15 protein-coding genes are annotated in these 15,448 nt (G+C 64.2%); 1 reads left to right on the top strand and 14 read right to left on the bottom strand.

Going from position 1 to position 15,448, the window contains the following annotated elements; all coding sequences use genetic code 11:
* Positions 1 to 151: 151 nt before the first annotated feature.
* The 8 genes from OKW37_RS07505 to OKW37_RS07470 all read right to left on the bottom strand — a co-directional run bounded on the left by OKW37_RS07505 (position 152) and on the right by OKW37_RS07470 (position 8,206).
* Positions 152 to 928 carry an ABC transporter ATP-binding protein gene (locus OKW37_RS07505; RefSeq protein WP_429407247.1) on the bottom strand — a complete coding sequence of 259 codons (777 nt, stop codon included), beginning with the start codon at positions 926 to 928 and terminating at the stop codon, positions 152 to 154.
* A 4-nt stretch (positions 929 to 932) separates the two neighbouring features.
* A complete protein-coding gene (locus OKW37_RS07500) occupies positions 933 to 1,751 on the bottom strand; it encodes an ABC transporter permease (RefSeq protein ID WP_429356691.1) in 819 nt (272 codons plus the stop codon).
* A 1-nt stretch (position 1,752) separates the two neighbouring features.
* A complete protein-coding gene (locus OKW37_RS07495; RefSeq protein ID WP_187611851.1) occupies positions 1,753 to 3,168 on the bottom strand; it encodes a mannose-1-phosphate guanylyltransferase/mannose-6-phosphate isomerase in 1,416 nt (471 codons plus the stop codon).
* A gap of 286 nt (positions 3,169 to 3,454) precedes the next feature.
* Positions 3,455 to 4,381: a dTDP-4-dehydrorhamnose reductase gene (gene rfbD, locus OKW37_RS07490; RefSeq protein WP_429407250.1), complete on the bottom strand. Its 927-nt coding sequence runs from the start codon at positions 4,379 to 4,381 to the stop codon at positions 3,455 to 3,457.
* A gap of 9 nt (positions 4,382 to 4,390) precedes the next feature.
* Entirely contained in the window at positions 4,391 to 4,942 is a 552-nt protein-coding gene (gene rfbC, locus OKW37_RS07485) for a dTDP-4-dehydrorhamnose 3,5-epimerase (protein WP_429356688.1), read from the bottom strand.
* Positions 4,927 to 5,820, bottom strand: coding sequence for a glucose-1-phosphate thymidylyltransferase RfbA (rfbA, locus tag OKW37_RS07480; RefSeq protein ID WP_184065112.1), 894 nt, complete (start codon positions 5,818 to 5,820; stop codon positions 4,927 to 4,929). Before rfbA ends, rfbC begins: the two co-directional genes overlap by 16 nt.
* 10 nt (positions 5,821 to 5,830) lie before the next feature.
* Positions 5,831 to 6,892: a dTDP-glucose 4,6-dehydratase gene (gene rfbB / locus OKW37_RS07475; protein WP_090803281.1), complete on the bottom strand. Its 1,062-nt coding sequence runs from the start codon at positions 6,890 to 6,892 to the stop codon at positions 5,831 to 5,833.
* A 402-nt stretch (positions 6,893 to 7,294) separates the two neighbouring features.
* The gene (locus OKW37_RS07470) at positions 7,295 to 8,206 is read right to left on the bottom strand and encodes a GDP-mannose 4,6-dehydratase (RefSeq protein ID WP_429408474.1); all 912 of its coding nucleotides are present in this window, start codon (positions 8,204 to 8,206) and stop codon (positions 7,295 to 7,297) included.
* 234 nt (positions 8,207 to 8,440) lie between these two features.
* On the opposite strand from OKW37_RS07470, the gene OKW37_RS07465 reads away from it, so the two are divergent.
* Positions 8,441 to 9,313 (top strand): symmetrical bis(5'-nucleosyl)-tetraphosphatase, encoded by an 873-nt coding sequence (locus OKW37_RS07465; RefSeq protein WP_429407252.1) that lies wholly within the window; start codon positions 8,441 to 8,443, stop codon positions 9,311 to 9,313.
* A gap of 36 nt (positions 9,314 to 9,349) precedes the next feature.
* On the opposite strand, the gene OKW37_RS07460 is transcribed toward OKW37_RS07465, so the two are convergent.
* The 6 genes from OKW37_RS07460 to ruvX form a co-directional block, all read right to left on the bottom strand.
* A complete protein-coding gene (locus tag OKW37_RS07460; protein WP_429407254.1) occupies positions 9,350 to 10,207 on the bottom strand; it encodes a lysophospholipid acyltransferase family protein in 858 nt (285 codons plus the stop codon).
* Between the two features lie 38 nt (positions 10,208 to 10,245).
* On the bottom strand, positions 10,246 to 11,526 hold the full coding sequence (locus tag OKW37_RS07455; protein ID WP_187611856.1) for a dihydroorotase: 1,281 nt from the start codon (positions 11,524 to 11,526) through the stop codon (positions 10,246 to 10,248).
* Positions 11,527 to 11,586: 60 nt separating this feature from the next.
* The gene (locus OKW37_RS07450; RefSeq protein WP_090803276.1) at positions 11,587 to 12,612 is read right to left on the bottom strand and encodes an aspartate carbamoyltransferase catalytic subunit; all 1,026 of its coding nucleotides are present in this window, start codon (positions 12,610 to 12,612) and stop codon (positions 11,587 to 11,589) included.
* Entirely contained in the window at positions 12,609 to 14,015 is a 1,407-nt protein-coding gene (gene iscB / locus OKW37_RS07445) for an RNA-guided endonuclease IscB (RefSeq protein ID WP_429407256.1), read from the bottom strand. Before iscB ends, OKW37_RS07450 begins: the two co-directional genes overlap by 4 nt.
* A 460-nt stretch (positions 14,016 to 14,475) precedes the next feature.
* On the bottom strand, positions 14,476 to 15,015 hold the full coding sequence (gene pyrR / locus OKW37_RS07440) for a bifunctional pyr operon transcriptional regulator/uracil phosphoribosyltransferase PyrR (protein WP_184062182.1): 540 nt from the start codon (positions 15,013 to 15,015) through the stop codon (positions 14,476 to 14,478).
* Positions 15,002 to 15,442 carry a Holliday junction resolvase RuvX gene (gene ruvX, locus OKW37_RS07435; RefSeq protein WP_429407259.1) on the bottom strand — a complete coding sequence of 147 codons (441 nt, stop codon included), beginning with the start codon at positions 15,440 to 15,442 and terminating at the stop codon, positions 15,002 to 15,004. The genes pyrR and ruvX overlap by 14 nt, the downstream gene beginning before the upstream one ends.
* Positions 15,443 to 15,448: the final 6 nt, after the last annotated feature.

Raw genomic sequence — 15,448 nt, 5'->3', positions numbered from 1 at the left:
GGTGTTGCTGAACTGCGGGACTGGCTTGCGCCGGGGCGCGGTTTAGCCGATGAACCGATGGCTTTGCCTGCCGCCGTCGCGCTCGCAGCTCGCGCGTCGGCGCGCATGCGGCAGGCGCAGCATGCGCCGCGCCGGCCGCGCGCCGGCGTGCTCAGTGCGGCAACTGCGCGGTGTGGCTGATGAGCGGCTCGTCGGATTTTTCCGACGGCAGCACGGCTTCGTCGGCGACCATCTTGCCGTGTTCCATCGAGATCTTGCGGGTGCACACGCGCGCGACCAGCGACGGATCGTGCGACGCCACCACCAGCAGCGCCGCCTTGCCGACGAGGCCTTCCAGACGCTCGGCCGCCTTCACGCTGAACTCGGCGTCGCCGACGCTCAGCCATTCGTCCATGATCAGGATGTCGGCTTCGACGCTCGTCGAGATCGCGAACGCGAGGCGCAGCATCATCCCGCTCGAATAGGTGCGCACCGGCAGATTCAGGTAATCGCCAAGTTCGCTGAAGTCGGCGATCTCGTCGATCTTGCCGCGGATGCGCGCGGGCTTCAGCCCGTCGAGAATGCCGCGCAGATAGATGTTTTCGAAGCCGGTCGCGTCGGGGTCGAGGCCCATCGACACGTCGAGCAGCGACGCGATCTTGCCCCGCACCTTCAGCTCGCCGCGCACCGGCGCATAGACGCCCGACAGCGTGCGCAACAGCGTCGTCTTGCCCGAGCCGTTGTGGCCGATCAGGCCGATGCGCTCGCCTTCGCCGAAGGTGAAGCTCAGGTCGTCGATCGCGCGGACGATCGCATGGCGACCCGCGTCCTGGCCGATCCGGCCGCCCGTCGTCAAATTGAGCACCGCCTTTTTCAGCGAGCGATGCGAGTTCTCGTAAATCGGAAATTCGACGGAGATGTTACGAGCGACAATCGATGAAGAACTCACAATATCAAAGCCAGTAAGGAACGCGATTACGGAAACGCTTCATCAGGATCTGCGCGAACGCAAAGCCGACGATCAAGAGACCAATCGACCACGCCCACGACTCCCAGTGGGTCGGGCGGCCGGTGAGCGGCGCGCGCACCGTTTCGATCAGGTGATAGAGCGGGTTGTAGTCGGCGACCCACGCGCGGTCCTTCAGGATTTCCGGCGACCACATGACCGGCGTGAAGAAGAACACGACCTGGATCAGGTTCGTGACGATCGGCGGAATGTCGCGAAAGCGTGCGCACAGCACGCCGAGCGTGACGCCGAGCCATACGCCGTGCAGCAGCAGGACCACGAGCGCGAACGGCACCAGCACGATTTCCCAGCCCGGCCAGTGACCGAACACGAACAGCAGCACGACGACGACCGGCAGGCTATGCAGCAGGATCACGAAGTTGCGCCACGCGATGCGGCATACGTGGACCGTCAGCGGCAGCCTGATCTGCTTGATCAGATAGGCCGAGCCGATAAAGGCCATGCAGCCCTCGTTGGCGACCGACGCCAGATACGCCCACACGACGAGACCCACCGCCAGATACGGCAGATAGTCGGAGAGTTCCTGGTGCAGCAGCGTCGAGTACAACGCGCCGAGCACGACCACCATGATGATCGTGCTGAGCGTGAACCAGAACGGCCCGAGCACCGAGCGGCGATAACGCTGCCGGATGTCGTGCCAGCCGAGCGTGCCCCAGACCCGCACCGCTTTCATGCCGACCAGCAGGTCGTCGCGCTCGTTGTGACGTGTCAGGTCTTCCGAGTCGTTGGTAAAACTGATATCCATCTCAAGTACGTCCGTAAATGTCTTCGAAGCGAACGATATCGTCTTCGCCCAGATATTCGCCGCTTTGCACTTCGATCATCACGAGCTCGACGACGCCCGGATTTTCGAGGCGATGTTTGTGACCCGCCGGGATATAGGTCGACTCGTTGGTCGACACGAAGAACTCTTTTTCGCCGTTGACGACCTTCGCCATGCCGCTCACCACGACCCAATGCTCGTTGCGGTGATGATGCATCTGCAGGCTCAGGCTCGCGCCCGGCTTCACCTCGATGCGCTTGATCTTGAAGCGCGGCCCCTCTTCGAGCACCGAGTACGTGCCCCACGGCCGATGCACGGTGCGATGCACCTTGTACGTCTCATGGCCGCGCGACTTCAGCTCCGCGAAAATCTGCTTCACGTCCTGCGCGCGATCCCGGTGCGCGACGAGCAGCGCATCGGGCGTGTCGATCACGATCAGGTTGTCGACGCCGACTGCGCCGATCAGGCGCCCGTCGCTGCGCAGATACGAGTTCTTCACGTCGACGAGCAGCGCCTCGCCTTCGACGCGGTTGCCGCTCGCATCGGCCGGCGACAGGTCGGACAGCGCGGTCCACGAGCCGACATCGGTCCAGCCGAGGTTGCAGCACACGACCGCCGCGTGCTCGCACTTCTCCATTACCGCGTAGTCGAACGACAGCTCCGGCACCGCGCCGAAGCAGCCCGGCTCGAGACGCACCTGCGCGCCGCTCTTGCCTTCGGCGGACGGCGACTTGTCCATGCATTCGGCCGCGGCATCGAGAATGTCGGGACAATGCTCGCGCATTTCCTTCAGGATCGTGCCCGCGGTGAAGCAGAACATGCCCGAGTTCCACACGAACTTGCCCGACGCCAGATACTCGCGGGCCTTCTCCAGTGACGGCTTCTCGACGAAGCGCACGACCCGCTCGCCATCGGCTTCGATATAGCCGTAGCCGGTTTCGGGCGTATCCGGATGCATGCCGAAGGTGACCACGTTGCCGGCCTGCGCAAGCGTCTGCGCACGCGCGACCGCCGCGGCGAACGCGGTTTGATCCGCGATCAGATGATCCGCGGCGAGCACCAGCATCACGGTGTCTGCGCCATGCGCCTTCGCCGTGTGCAAGGCCGCCGTGGCAACCGCCGCGGCCGTGTTGCGGCCGAACGGTTCGAGAATGAACGAGGTCGCGACGTTCTTGCCGTTCACCTCGCGGAAATCGTCTTCGGTCTTGAAGAACAGCTCACGGTTGGTTACCGTGAGCACTTCCTTCACGCCGGGCAACGCGACCGCGCGCAGGAACGCTTTCTGCAGCAGGCTCTCGCCGTCCGCGAGACGGATGAACGGCTTCGGGTGCGATTCCCGCGAGACCGGCCAGAGCCGCGATCCCGCTCCGCCGCACAGAATGATCGGTAACAAACTCACAGCTCCCTCTCGATACCGTATTTTTTACGTGGCCATACTGGCTTGCGCGCGGTTGACGCACATGTTTGCAATCTACTGCGCATAGAACGTTAAATCCGCGCCTGGAACGCCCTCGCGTCGAGCGTCATTCTACCGCCGCACCCTTTCACCATTGTCAGGGAACAACCGTTTCGATCGCTCCCGGACCACGACGGCATCATGGCGAGCGGCGTGCGCGGCCGGACATCCGATGCGAGTGTTTCCTTCGCCGCACCGGGGCTCGCGAGCCCTGCGTCGAAACCGCGACTCAGCTGCGCGCCGCCGGCGACTTTGGAAAACCGTCCGTCAGACACAGCTTCAACGCGTCGCGCCAATGCGGCGCGGCGAGCCCGAACACGCGCGCCAGCTTGTCGTTCGACATTCTGGAATTGGCTGGGCGCTTCGCGGGCGTGGGGTAATCCGCGGCCGGAATCGGCAGCGTGTTCGGCCTGTTCGGCAAATCCGCGAGTTCAAAGATCGCCGACGCGAAACCGTGCCACGACGTCGAGTCGCCCGCGCACAGGTGATAGATGCCCGAACGCTCGTCCCACCACTTCGCGCCGTCTTCGGCGGCGAAGGACTGTGCGCACAGATGCGCGGTCAGCGTCGCGATCGTGTTGCACCAGGTGGGCGCGCCGAACTGGTCGGCCACCACCTTCAGCTCCGGACGATCGGCGCCGAGCCGCAACATCGTCAGCAGAAAGTTCTTGCCGCGCGTGCCGTACACCCAGCTCGTGCGCAATACGAGGTGATTCACGCCGCTCGCCGCGATTGCCTGCTCGCCCACGAGCTTGCTGCGGCCGTAGACGTTCTGCGGATCGGTTGGATCGTCTTCGACGTACGCGCCTTCTTTCGTGCCGTTGAACACGTAGTCGGTCGAATAGTGGATCAGCGCGGCGCCGAGCTTTTTCGCTTCCTCGGCGAGCACGCCCGGTGCTTCGCCGTTGATGCGCATTGCCAGGTCGCGTTCTTCTTCGGCCTTGTCCACCGCCGTATAAGCGGCCGGATTGACGATCAGCGCGGGACGCAGGTCGCGCACCACCGAGCGAATCTGATCGAGGTTCGACAGATCGAGCCGCGAGCGGTCGACCGCGACCACGTTGCCGAGCCCTTGCAGCGTGCGCGCGAGCTCATAGCCGAGTTGGCCATTTACGCCGGTGACGAGAATCGTCCGTTTCGCGTCGTGTGCGCTCATGCGATCCCCTTATGCGTAGACTTCGGCGTCGGCGAGACGCTTGCCCGCCGCATCCTTGGCCGCGAGCAGCGGCTCGAAGTCGACCGGCCATTCGATCCCGATCGCCGGATCGTTCCACACGATGCTGCGCTCGTGCTCGGGGAACCAATAATCCGTGGTCTTGTAGAGGAACTGCGCGGACTCCGACAGCACGACGAAGCCGTGCGCGAAACCGGGCGGCACCCACAGCTGCCGATGGTTCTCGACCGACAGCGTCACGCCGACCCACTTGCCGAAGTTCGACGAGCTCTTGCGGATGTCGACGGCGACGTCGAACACCTCGCCCTCGACCACGCGCACGAGCTTGCCCTGCGCATGCTGGATCTGATAGTGCAGACCGCGCAGCACGCCTCTCGCCGAACGCGAATGATTGTCCTGCACGAACTCGACGCCCGGCTCGACCTTCTCGGCGAATTCGAGCGCATTGAAGCTTTCGAAAAAGAAGCCGCGCGCATCGCCGAACACCTTCGGCTCGATGATCTTGACTTCGGGCAGCGAGGTTGCGGTTACCTGGATGGCCATGCGACGTGATCCGTGAGAATGTTTTGCAGGTATTGCCCGTAGGCATTCTTCGCGAGCGGTTTGGCGAGCGCGAGCAACTGCTCGCCGTCGATCCACTGACGCCGGTACGCGATCTCTTCCGGACACGCGACCACCAGACCCTGGCGCTTTTGCAGCGTTGCGATGAAGGTCGCGGCTTCGATCAACGAATCGTGCGTGCCGGTGTCGAGCCACGCATAACCGCGGCCCATGATCTCGACGTTGAGCGCCGCGTTCGCGAGGTAGCGCGAGTTCACGTCGGTGATTTCGAGCTCGCCGCGCGGCGACGGCTTGATGTCCGCGGCGATGTCGCAGACCTGCTTGTCGTAGAAGTACAGACCCGTGACCGCGTAGTTCGAACGCGGCCTGGCAGGCTTTTCCTCGATCGACAACGCGCGGAACTGCTTGTCGAATTCGACCACGCCGTAGCGTTCCGGGTCCTGCACGTGATACGCGAACACGGTGGCGCCGTCGGTCTGATCGTCGGCGCGTTCGAGTTGCTTCGCGAGATCGTGGCCGTAGAAGATGTTGTCGCCGAGAATCAACGCCGACGGATCATTGTTCACGAACTCGCGGCCGATGATGAACGCCTGCGCGAGTCCATCCGGCGACGGCTGCACCGCGTACTGGATGTTCATGCCCCACTGGCTGCCGTCACCGAGCATCGCCTCGAAGCGCGGCGTGTCCTGCGGCGTGGAGATGATCAGCACGTCGCGAATACCCGCCACCATCAGCGTGGACAGCGGGTAGTAGATCATCGGCTTGTCGTACACCGGCAGCAGCTGCTTGGAGACGACGTGCGTGATCGGATACAGGCGGGTGCCCGAGCCGCCCGCGAGAATAATGCCTTTGCGCGCCATTGCCGTGCCTTTACGCGCGCTGCGCGTAGTTGGTCTCGACCCACTTCCGGTATTCGCCCGAAGCGACTTCGTCGACCCATTGCTGGTTGTCGAGATACCACTGGACCGTTTTGGCGAGCCCCGTCTCGAACGTTTCCGCCGGCTTCCAGCCGAGTTCGCGCTCGAGCTTGCGGGCGTCGATCGCGTAACGGCGGTCGTGACCCGGACGATCTTTCACATAGGTGATCTGGTCGCGATACGAGCCGGCCGCCTTCGGGCGCTGCTGGTCGAGCAGGTCGCACAGCGTGTGCACGACCTCGAGATTCTTCTTCTCGTTCCAGCCGCCGACGTTGTACGTCTCGCCCGGCGTGCCGCGCGCGAGCACTTCACGGATCGCGCTGCAGTGGTCGCCGACGTACAGCCAGTCGCGCACGTTCTGCCCGTCGCCATACACGGGCAGCGGCTTGCCGCCGAGCGCGTTGGCGATCATCAGCGGAATCAGCTTTTCGGGGAACTGGTACGGGCCGTAGTTGTTCGAGCAGTTGGTGGTCAGCACCGGCAGGCCGTACGTGTGGTGGTAGGCGCGCACGAGGTGATCCGAACCGGCCTTGGTCGCCGAATAGGGGCTATTCGGCGCATAAGGCGTCGTTTCGGAGAACTGCGGATCGGTTGCCGACAGCGAGCCGAACACTTCGTCGGTCGACACGTGCAGGAAGCGAAACGCGGCGCGCTCCGCAACGCCCAGCGTGTTCCAGTAGCTGCGCGTCGCTTCGAGCAGCGTGAAGGTGCCGACGACGTTGGTTTGCACGAAATCGGCCGGACCGTGGATCGAGCGATCCACATGGCTCTCGGCCGCGAAATGCAGCACGGCGCGCGGCTTGTGCTCGGCCAATAGCGAATCGAGCGCGGCGCGATCGCAAATGTCGACGCGCGCGAAAATGTGTTTGGGATTGCCCTGTAGCGACTTCAGCGTGCCCAGGTTGCCGGCGTAGGTCAGTTTGTCTACGTTGAGCACCGCTTCGTCCGACGCATTCAGCCAGTCGAGCACGAAATTAGCGCCGATAAAGCCGGCACCGCCCGTTACCAGGATCATGTAATTCCCTTGTCGATGTTAGTGACAGGCGGCGAAGAGCTTGCGACCTGTTCACCCCGCATGGTGTCCGTTTCTCTGGTCGTCCGTCGCGTTCCCCGGAGAGTGGACACTCAGACGCCAATTTTATGAACCCCCAATTATAAAGCCGCCGAGTGCAAAAACTAGAACCCTAACAACTTGAAACAGCTTGACAGAATTCGTTGCCGTTGGGCTGTGAAAAGGAGCTTTTCGGTGCGGTTACACGCATTTTGGCGCCTGCAATGATGTGCGCCACATACTGTGCGGCGCGGCGCGGCGCGGAAAGAGTGGGAAACGAAGAAGAAGAACGGCGAAAGCGTCATGAAAGTCCGCAAACGCAGCCCTTCGGTGCAGACCGTCAGGCGGTTGCTCGCGCGAGCGCGCTCAGGCCGCGAGCATCCAGCGCAGCGTATCGATGAAAGGGATCGACTCGACCGCCGGCACCAGCGAATGCAATTTGGCGGGTGAACCGGCAAGCATCTTGACGTCCGTTTGCCGGACAAAGGCGGGATTGACCTGGACTTCGATGTCGTGACCGGTGAGTTCGCTCGCGGTCGTGAGGATTTCACGCAACGAATACGGCGCGCCGGTGCAGACGTTGACGATTTCGGCGGCGACATTGGAGTCGAGCAACGCCTCGTACGCGCTCGCCACATAACGCACGTCAGAGAAGTCGCGCGCGATGTCGATATTGCCGAGTTCGATCGATGCCGCGCGCCGCGCGAAGTGGCTGACGATCTTCGGCACGAGGAAGTTCACCGCCTGGCCGCGTCCGGTGTAGTTGAACGGCCGCACGATCAGGATCGGCAGGCGGTCGAACCATGTGCGCACCAGCGCTTCCATGGCCGCTTTGCTGGCCGCGTAATGATTGACCGGCATAAGCGGGAAGCTCTCGTCGATCGCGGCGCTGCTGACGTTGCCGTACACGTTCGCGCTGCTTGCGATCAGCAGCTTGCGCGGCACATGGCCGATCGCGGCACAGGCTTCGAGCAGGTTCTGCGTGCCGATCACGTTGACGCGATAAAAGTCGAGCGGATCGTTGTGCCCCACGAAGCTGATCGCGGCCAGATGCACGATGAAATCGGGCCGCACGGTGTCGAGCACGCGCCGGCAGTCTTCCGGTGAGGTGATGTCGAGTTTGACGCGTGTCGGCGTGTCGGGCTCGTCGCGGGCGGACACCGCTTCGATCACGGTATGGCCGCGCCCGGTCAGCTTCTCGACCAGATAGCGGCCGGTAAAACCGTTCGCACCGGTGACGAGCGTGCGAAATGATTGCTTCGCCGCGGAAGACGGCATGCTGGCTTCGTTCACGAGAGAGTCATCCTGTTGTTGTATTGGAATCGCGCGCGGTCCATGCGTGGCTGCCGCCGTGCCGTGTTACGGCGGTGTTCCACCCGCGTCCCGCAACGTGATCGCGCGATACCCGAACCCCAAACGGGCTATTATGTCACGCTATCTTGCTGCCCTGCCCTGCCCAGCGTGGCATGCGTCGTGCAGCACCGCGCGTATCGAATCGCCTTGATTTCCTCGATGACACCCCTCAACGCTTCCAGTACCTCCGCTCCCCTCGTCCCTCTTGCTTTCGGCGATCTGCAAGGCTGCCGCGCACCGTTTCAGCGACTGCTGGCCAAAGCCGCGCCGCCGGACGGCACACCGCTGTGGTTCGCCGGCGATCTGATCAACCGCGGCCCCGACTCGCTCGACACCTTGCGCGACGTGATCGCGTTCGGCGAGCGCGCGGTGCCGGTGCTCGGCAATCACGATCTGCATCTGCTGTCGGTGTCGGCGGGGATTCGCAAGTCGAAGAAAGGCGACACGATCGAAGAGATCCTCGCCGCGCCCGATGCCGCCGATCTGCTCGAGTGGATACGCCACCGCCCGCTCGCGCATTTCGACAACGGCATGCTGATGGTGCATGCGGGCGTGCTGCCGCAATGGGATGCGACGCTGACGCTCGAACTCGCCGACGAGTTGCAACGCGCGCTGCGTGCGCCGAACTGGAAAGAGACGCTTGCCGGCTTGTACGGCAATGAACCGAACCGCTGGAAGCCGGGCCTGAAGGGTATCGAGCGTCTGCGCGTCACGTGCAGCGCGTTGACGCGCATGCGCTTTTGCAGCGCCGATGGCGTGATGGATTTCAGCAGCAGCGGCACGCTCGCATCCACGCCGAGCGGCTGCATGCCGTGGTTCGACGTGCCGTCGCGCCGGACCGCCGACGTGACCGTCGTGTTCGGTCATTGGGCCGCGCTCGGCCTGATGTTGCGCGACAACCTGATCGGCCTCGACTCGGGTTGCGTGTGGGGGCAGAAGCTGTCGGCGGTACGGCTCGCGAAAATCCCGGCTGAGCGGACGTTGACGCAAGTCGATTGCGATTCGCGCGGCGTGCCGCGCGGGGGCAACTAAACAGAAGACGGCGGCGCTGCCCGGCAGCGCCGCCGCTTAGACCGAGCGGCGCGGCTGATCGACGGGCTCGATCAGCGTTTGCGCCGTCTCAGCGGCGTCGCTCGACGACGCAGCATCTACAACGTCGCCCTCTTGCGCGACCGTCCCCGCTACTGCGTTGCCGGCCTGCATGTCCCGCAACGCGTTCGCCACCACCTGCTGAGCCTGCGCCGCGAGCACCCGGCGGTCCGCGTCCGGCGCGAGCGGTGCGCCAACATATACGTGGGCGGTCAGCGGACCGCCACGCAACAGCATGTCGAGCGAGTCGGACAACGACACGTCGTCGATATATGCGGGTGCCGTCGACTGCCGGCCCTGCACGTCCTCGTACATGATGCACAGCGGCTGCACCGGCACACCGGCCGACACCGCGGCCTGGAACAGGTTCGCGTGAAACGGCAGCAACTCGAGCCCGTTCGACGTCGTGCCTTCGGGGAACACGCACATCAGTTCACCCGCTCTGAGCCGTGCGGCGAGTTCGTGCATGATGCGCTTCGCGTCACTGCGCTTCTCGCGCTGGATGAACACCGTATCGAGCTGCTGTGCGAGCCATCCGACCACCGGCCATTGCCGGATCTCCGCCTTCGAGACGAACGGCGTCGGCCGCCACGCGTTGATTACGTAGATGTCGATCCACGAGATGTGATTGGCGACGACGAGCACGCCACGATCGAGCCGCACCGCGTCGTTATGCACGACGAGGCGCATGCCGCACAGCCGCAGCATCTTCAGCGACCACGCGCGATTGAGCGCGTGACGCCGCTCGGCGCTCGCGTTCGGAAAGCGCGTCGCGACGGTCCACATGCCGTGCAGCAGATGCGTGATGAGACGGACCTTGCGTAACGCGAGCTTCATGGCCGGAGCTTTCCTTGACTGGACCGAAACGATACCGCTCAGCGCTGTTCGTAGGCGAGCTGACCGGACACGACGGTCGCGCGCACCTGTGCCGGCAGCTCGTAGCCGAGGAACGGCGTGTTGTGCCCCTGGCTCTTCAGCGCACGCGGCTCGACGCGCCAGTGAGCGTGACGGTCGAACACGCAGAGGTCGGCCACCGCGCCGAGCGCGATGCGGCCAGCCGCTTCGAGGCCGAGCACCTGCGCCGGCGCCGCGGTGATGCGATTGAGCGCGGTCGCGAGCGGCACGCCCGCTTCGTCGGCCCACTTCACCGTCAGCGACAGGAACAATTCGAGGCCGGTTGCGCCCGGCGTCGCTTCGGCGAACGGCAGCAGCTTTTCGTCGTCGTCGACCGGCGTGTGCGCGGAGCAGATCGCATCGATCGTACCGTCGACGAGGCCCGCGCGGATCGCTTCGCGATCGCGCTGCTGGCGCAGCGGCGGATCGAGCCGGAACTGCGCGTCGAAGTAACCGATGTCGAGGTCGATCAGATGCACGTGGTTCACGGTGACGTCGCACGACACCGGCAGGCCCTCGCCCTTCGCCGCGCGCACGAGCGCCACGCCCGCCGCCGACGACACATGCGACACATGCACGCGCGCGCCGGTTACGCGCACGAGTTCAAAGATCGTATGCAGCGCGATCGTTTCGGCCGCCACCGGGACACCCGACAGCCCGAGCCGCGACGCCAGCGCGCCGCTCGCGGCGACGCCGCCCTTGCCCAGATACGCATCGACGGGACGCAGCCACACGGTGAAATCATAGGTCTTCGCGTATTGCAGCGCGCGCATCAGCACCTGGGTATCGACGATCGGCGTGTCGGCCTGCGAGAAGCCGACGCAGCCCGCCTCGGTGAGCTGGACCATCTCGGTGATGACCTGCCCCTTGAGACCGACCGTCAGCGCGCCGAGCGGATACACGTGCGCCTTGTTCTGATTGCGCGCGCGGAACTTCAGCATTTCGACGAGGCCCGGTTCGTCGAGCGTCGGATCGGTGTCCGGCGGACATACGAGGCTCGTCACGCCGCCCGCGAGCGCCGCGGCCATTTCCGAGCCGAGCGTCGCCTTGTGCTCGTAGCCCGGCTCGCGCAAACGCGCGCACAGGTCGACGAGACCCGGCGCGATCGACAGACCGCGCGCGTCGAGCGTGCGCTCCGCCTGGAAGCCGGCCGGCGCGTTGCCCAAGGCGGCGATCTTGCCCGCCTCGATAAAGATGTCCTGCTGCTGTTCGGTGCCCGCTGCCGGATCGATCAGCGTGCCGCCTTGAATATGAATCTTCATGCGCTGCCTTTGTTAAACCTGTGGTTCAGCCTATCGTTCGGCTTCCCGATCAGTCGTTGCTTAGTCGTTATTGCCCGCGACGATCCCCATCACCGCCATGCGCACCGCGATACCGAACGTGACCTGATTCAGGATCACCGATTGCGGGCCGTCCGCGACCTGCGAGTCGATCTCGACGCCGCGGTTCATCGGGCCGGGGTGCATCACGATCGCATCGGGGGCGGCGAGCGCGAGACGCTCGGGCGTGAGCCCCCAGCTCTTGAAGTACTCCTGCGACGACGGCAGCAGCGCGCCGCTCATGCGTTCGTTCTGCAGGCGCAGCATGATGATCACGTCGACATCCTTGAGACCTTCGTCGAGGTTGTGGAACACGCGCACGCCCATCTGTTCGAGCCCGCCCGGCAGCAACGTGCGCGGACCGATCGCGCGCACTTCGGGCACGCCGAGCGTGGTCAGCGCATGAATGTCCGAGCGCGCGACGCGCGAATGCAGGATGTCGCCGACGATCGCCACGCGCAGCTTCGTGAAGTCCTTCTTGTAGTGGCGGATCGTGTACATGTCGAGCAGACCCTGCGTCGGGTGCGCGTGACGGCCGTCGCCGGCGTTGATCACGTGCACGTGCGGCGCGCAGTGCTGCGCGATCAGGAACGGCGCGCCGCTCGACGCATGACGCACGACGAACAGATCCGCGTGCATCGCCGACAGGTTGTTGATCGTGTCGAGCAGCGATTCGCCCTTGCTGGTCGACGACGCGTTGATGTTCAGATTCAGCACGTCGGCCGACAGCCGCGTGGCCGCGATCTCGAACGTGGTACGCGTGCGCGTCGAGTTTTCGAAGAACAGGTTGAACACCGACTTGCCGCGCAGCAGCGGCACCTTCTTCACTTCGCGATCGGTCACGCTGACGAACTGGTCGGCGGTCTCGAGAATGTGATTGACGATGGCCTTCGGCAGCCCCTCGATCGACAGCAGATGTTTGAGCTCGCCGCTCTTCGTGAGCTGCGGGTTGCCCTTCAGGAAGCCGTAGCGGAAGCGCTCGGATGCGCTAGCGGAGGAATCTTGCGGAGCCGGGGTGGCGGTGTTCATCCTTCATCGCGGGAAACCTCGGCCGCCGGGCCGGGGAGGGATGGCGCGGGCCGCATAACAGCCCCTACTCCCGCTTCTCCTTTGTTAGTTGCCATCCTTGAGTAGCCATAGCCGTCTGCGCGCTGCAGCAACCGACAATAGCGGTGAGCAACGCCCTGTACGACCCGGTCGTGGGTTTGAATGTTGAAATTCCCCTTGGCGCGCACGGCTACACGCCCATGATATGTGCCTGCTTTTTTGCCTGTAGGCACGTCCGCCCGCACAACGTCTCCCGTCCCGAACCCTTGAACGCGTTTTGCCCGCATCAGATAGCCGACAGGAAAACCATACTTGTTTCGGCGCGTTCGCTGATAGCTGCCCCGACCAGTGCACTTCACCTGCAATGTCGGCTTTCGCCACCCCAACACAGTCGAAACGTCGCCCACGCACACGGCATCCAGCGCATGAGTCTTCGGGATGCCAAGTTGGCTACGGTTGTGTTTCGTTCGTCCCCCGGAAGCTGTTTCGACAGGAACACCCGTGGCGCGCAAGGCATTGACCAGCGCCCAACGGGTGGTATTGACCGCCGATGCATCCTTCAGGGGGCGCAGGGCTTGGGCAATGATGCGCGCGAGGCGCGCCTCGTCCTTTACGAAGACGTCGAGCCGCCGCGCGCCCTTGCTGACGTTGCAGGCTACACAAGCAATTGCCAAGTTGGAAACCCGTTTTGAGCCACCGCGCGCGCGCGGCACCAAGTGCTCGATATTCAGAGGCACGTTCTGAGCGTCACAGTAGCAGCACTTGTGTGTCCACTTCTGCAGCAGATACTCACGCAGCTCATATCCGAAAAGAGTTCCATGCTGATACTCGATGCCGGTGACTTCTGGGTTATCGAGTGCCTGCATGTCAAAGCGTACGAGTTCAGTACTCACCACCGCTATCGGGGCCCAACACCGAAGCCGTTCGACCCAAGCGAGCGTCGTATCCACCCGGTGTTGCAGCGATGGGGGGAGCCATCCTGCAGGGCGGGTACGGTTTAGAAATCGCGGTGCACGATAGCGCAGGGTGCTGCGCCGATGGCGCCGCATGGTGCGGCGCGCAGTAAGCGCCTCACTGATTTGCCGACCGCGGTGGATCAACTCGAACAGGTTAAGCACCACGGCGCCGCGATGGATTTCTCCCGTCGAGGTGTCGACGTGTTCCGCGTCGCGCACAAGCGCCAGTCCGGTGGCCTTGCTGCCGGGGTCCAGCTTGATGCGCAGGGGTTGCAATGCACTGCTGTGAAGCTCCCGGTCGACGAGCCGAATAGCGAAGGGCATGAGGCGATGAACCCGCGCACGTCCACGCGCGAGCAACAGCCTCGCGCGCTTCTCGCTGCACGGCATCAACGGCCGCCCAACCTTGTCTAAAACGAATACCGCCAACTGTAGCTCCTGGTGCCCAACCGGAAAAACTCCGGCGCGTTGCCCTTACGGGCCTGGTGACGGGCGCCTCGCGGCGCCGCTCCCCTCGACCATGTTGTGCAGCAGGGGCGGATTACTCCTACCGGCCGCAGCCCGTTTCACACCTACCCGTGGCTTGTCTGCTGCTGCGACTTCCAGAGCGCCAGACTGAGGAAGCATCCGGCGGTGGGTCTGCAATCTTCTGCACAACGGTGCGTCTTGCGACGCATGGTCTGGTCAATCTCAGACTCGCGGACTTTTACCCCCGCAAGCCTCGGCCTATAGGCCGGGGTGATTGACGATGTACCTGCTTCAAACACGGACCTCAAGTCTATCGCTGCAGATGCACGCTGCTTGCCACGGTTCGGGGCGACTCCAGCATCTCACCAAACGCAGCGCGCTCCACGTATGTTGCGTGGCATTGCGTTGCGCAAAACTGCCTTCAATCGACGCGTGCTTCAGTGTGAAAAGAAAACCGCTGGCCGCCCGCGCCGTCGTCTTCACGGGCCAGCACGAGCGTCGCGTCGGCGGGTACGTCGACCACGCCACCGACGAAGCGCGCCGCCACCGGCAACTCGCGTCCGCCCCGATCGGCGAGCACCGCGAGTTCGACCGATGCCGGCCGGCCATAGTCATACAGCTCGTTGACCGCCGCGCGAATCGTGCGGCCGGTGTACAGCACGTCGTCGACCAGCACGATGCGCCGGCCATCGACCTCGAACGGTAGCGAGGTCGGGCTTGCTTGCGCGTGCAGCCCTTTCTTCGCGTAGTCGTCGCGATGCAGTGCGACGTTCACCACGCCGAAGCTCGGCAGTTTCAGGTCGCGCGCGAGCCGCTCGGCGAGCCACGCGCCGCCGCTATGGATACCCGCCAGTACCGCCGCTTCGGCACCGTCTTGCGTGGCGGCGAGCTGGTCGCCATACGCCGCTCGAATCTGGTCGAGCAACGCGCGATACAGCGCTTCGGCGTCAATGGAACTCATGATCGTCGGAAAGTCCGTTTAGATATTGCTGGAGGATGATGCTCGCGGCTTCGGCATCGAGCATGTCGGCGCGGGCATTGCCGGCGCGGATTTCCGCCTCGGCCTCGACCGACGAGTAGCGCTCGTCGACCCACGTGACCGGCAGATTGAAGCGGCCGTTCAGCTGGTTGCCGAAGCGCTTCGCGAGTTGCGTGCGCTCGTGCGGTGTGCCGTCGGGGTGCATCGGCAGGCCGACCACCAGCGCATCGGGCTTCCATTCGGCGATCAGCTTGCCGAGCGCTTCGAAGCGGTACTCCCTGCTGCGGTTCTGCACGACGACGAGCGGCCGCGCGCGGCGCGTCAGCGAATTGCCGACTGCCACGCCGATGCGTTTCTCTCCGTAGTCGAACGCAAGCAGCGTCGCCTCACGTCCGGCCGACAGATTCATGCGCGG

It is taken from the genome of Paraburkholderia sp. MM5482-R2 (genome assembly GCF_050436125.1).
Taxonomy (GTDB): Bacteria; Pseudomonadota; Gammaproteobacteria; order Burkholderiales; family Burkholderiaceae; genus Paraburkholderia; species Paraburkholderia tuberum.
This window is presented reverse-complemented; position numbering and strand designations above follow the sequence as displayed.

Bases quoted from the DNA above. Each gene is read 5' to 3' on its own strand.
- OKW37_RS07455 (WP_187611856.1), bottom strand. From the start codon at position 11,526: ATGAAGATTCATATTCAAGGCGGCACGCTGATCGATCCGGCAGCGGGC.
- rfbD (WP_429407250.1), bottom strand. From the start codon at position 4,381: ATGAGCGCACACGACGCGAAACGGACGATTCTCGTCACCGGCGTAAAT.
- pyrR (WP_184062182.1), bottom strand. From the start codon at position 15,015: ATGAGTTCCATTGACGCCGAAGCGCTGTATCGCGCGTTGCTCGACCAG.
- OKW37_RS07460 (WP_429407254.1), bottom strand. From the start codon at position 10,207: ATGAAGCTCGCGTTACGCAAGGTCCGTCTCATCACGCATCTGCTGCAC.
- rfbA (WP_184065112.1), bottom strand. From the start codon at position 5,820: ATGGCGCGCAAAGGCATTATTCTCGCGGGCGGCTCGGGCACCCGCCTG.
- rfbB (WP_090803281.1), bottom strand. From the start codon at position 6,892: ATGATCCTGGTAACGGGCGGTGCCGGCTTTATCGGCGCTAATTTCGTG.
- OKW37_RS07500 (WP_429356691.1), bottom strand. From the start codon at position 1,751: ATGGATATCAGTTTTACCAACGACTCGGAAGACCTGACACGTCACAAC.
- ruvX (WP_429407259.1), bottom strand. From the start codon at position 15,442: ATGAATCTGTCGGCCGGACGTGAGGCGACGCTGCTTGCGTTCGACTAC.
- OKW37_RS07470 (WP_429408474.1), bottom strand. From the start codon at position 8,206: ATGCCGTCTTCCGCGGCGAAGCAATCATTTCGCACGCTCGTCACCGGT.
- OKW37_RS07450 (WP_090803276.1), bottom strand. From the start codon at position 12,612: ATGAACACCGCCACCCCGGCTCCGCAAGATTCCTCCGCTAGCGCATCC.
- rfbC (WP_429356688.1), bottom strand. From the start codon at position 4,942: ATGGCCATCCAGGTAACCGCAACCTCGCTGCCCGAAGTCAAGATCATC.
- OKW37_RS07465 (WP_429407252.1), top strand. From the start codon at position 8,441: ATGACACCCCTCAACGCTTCCAGTACCTCCGCTCCCCTCGTCCCTCTT.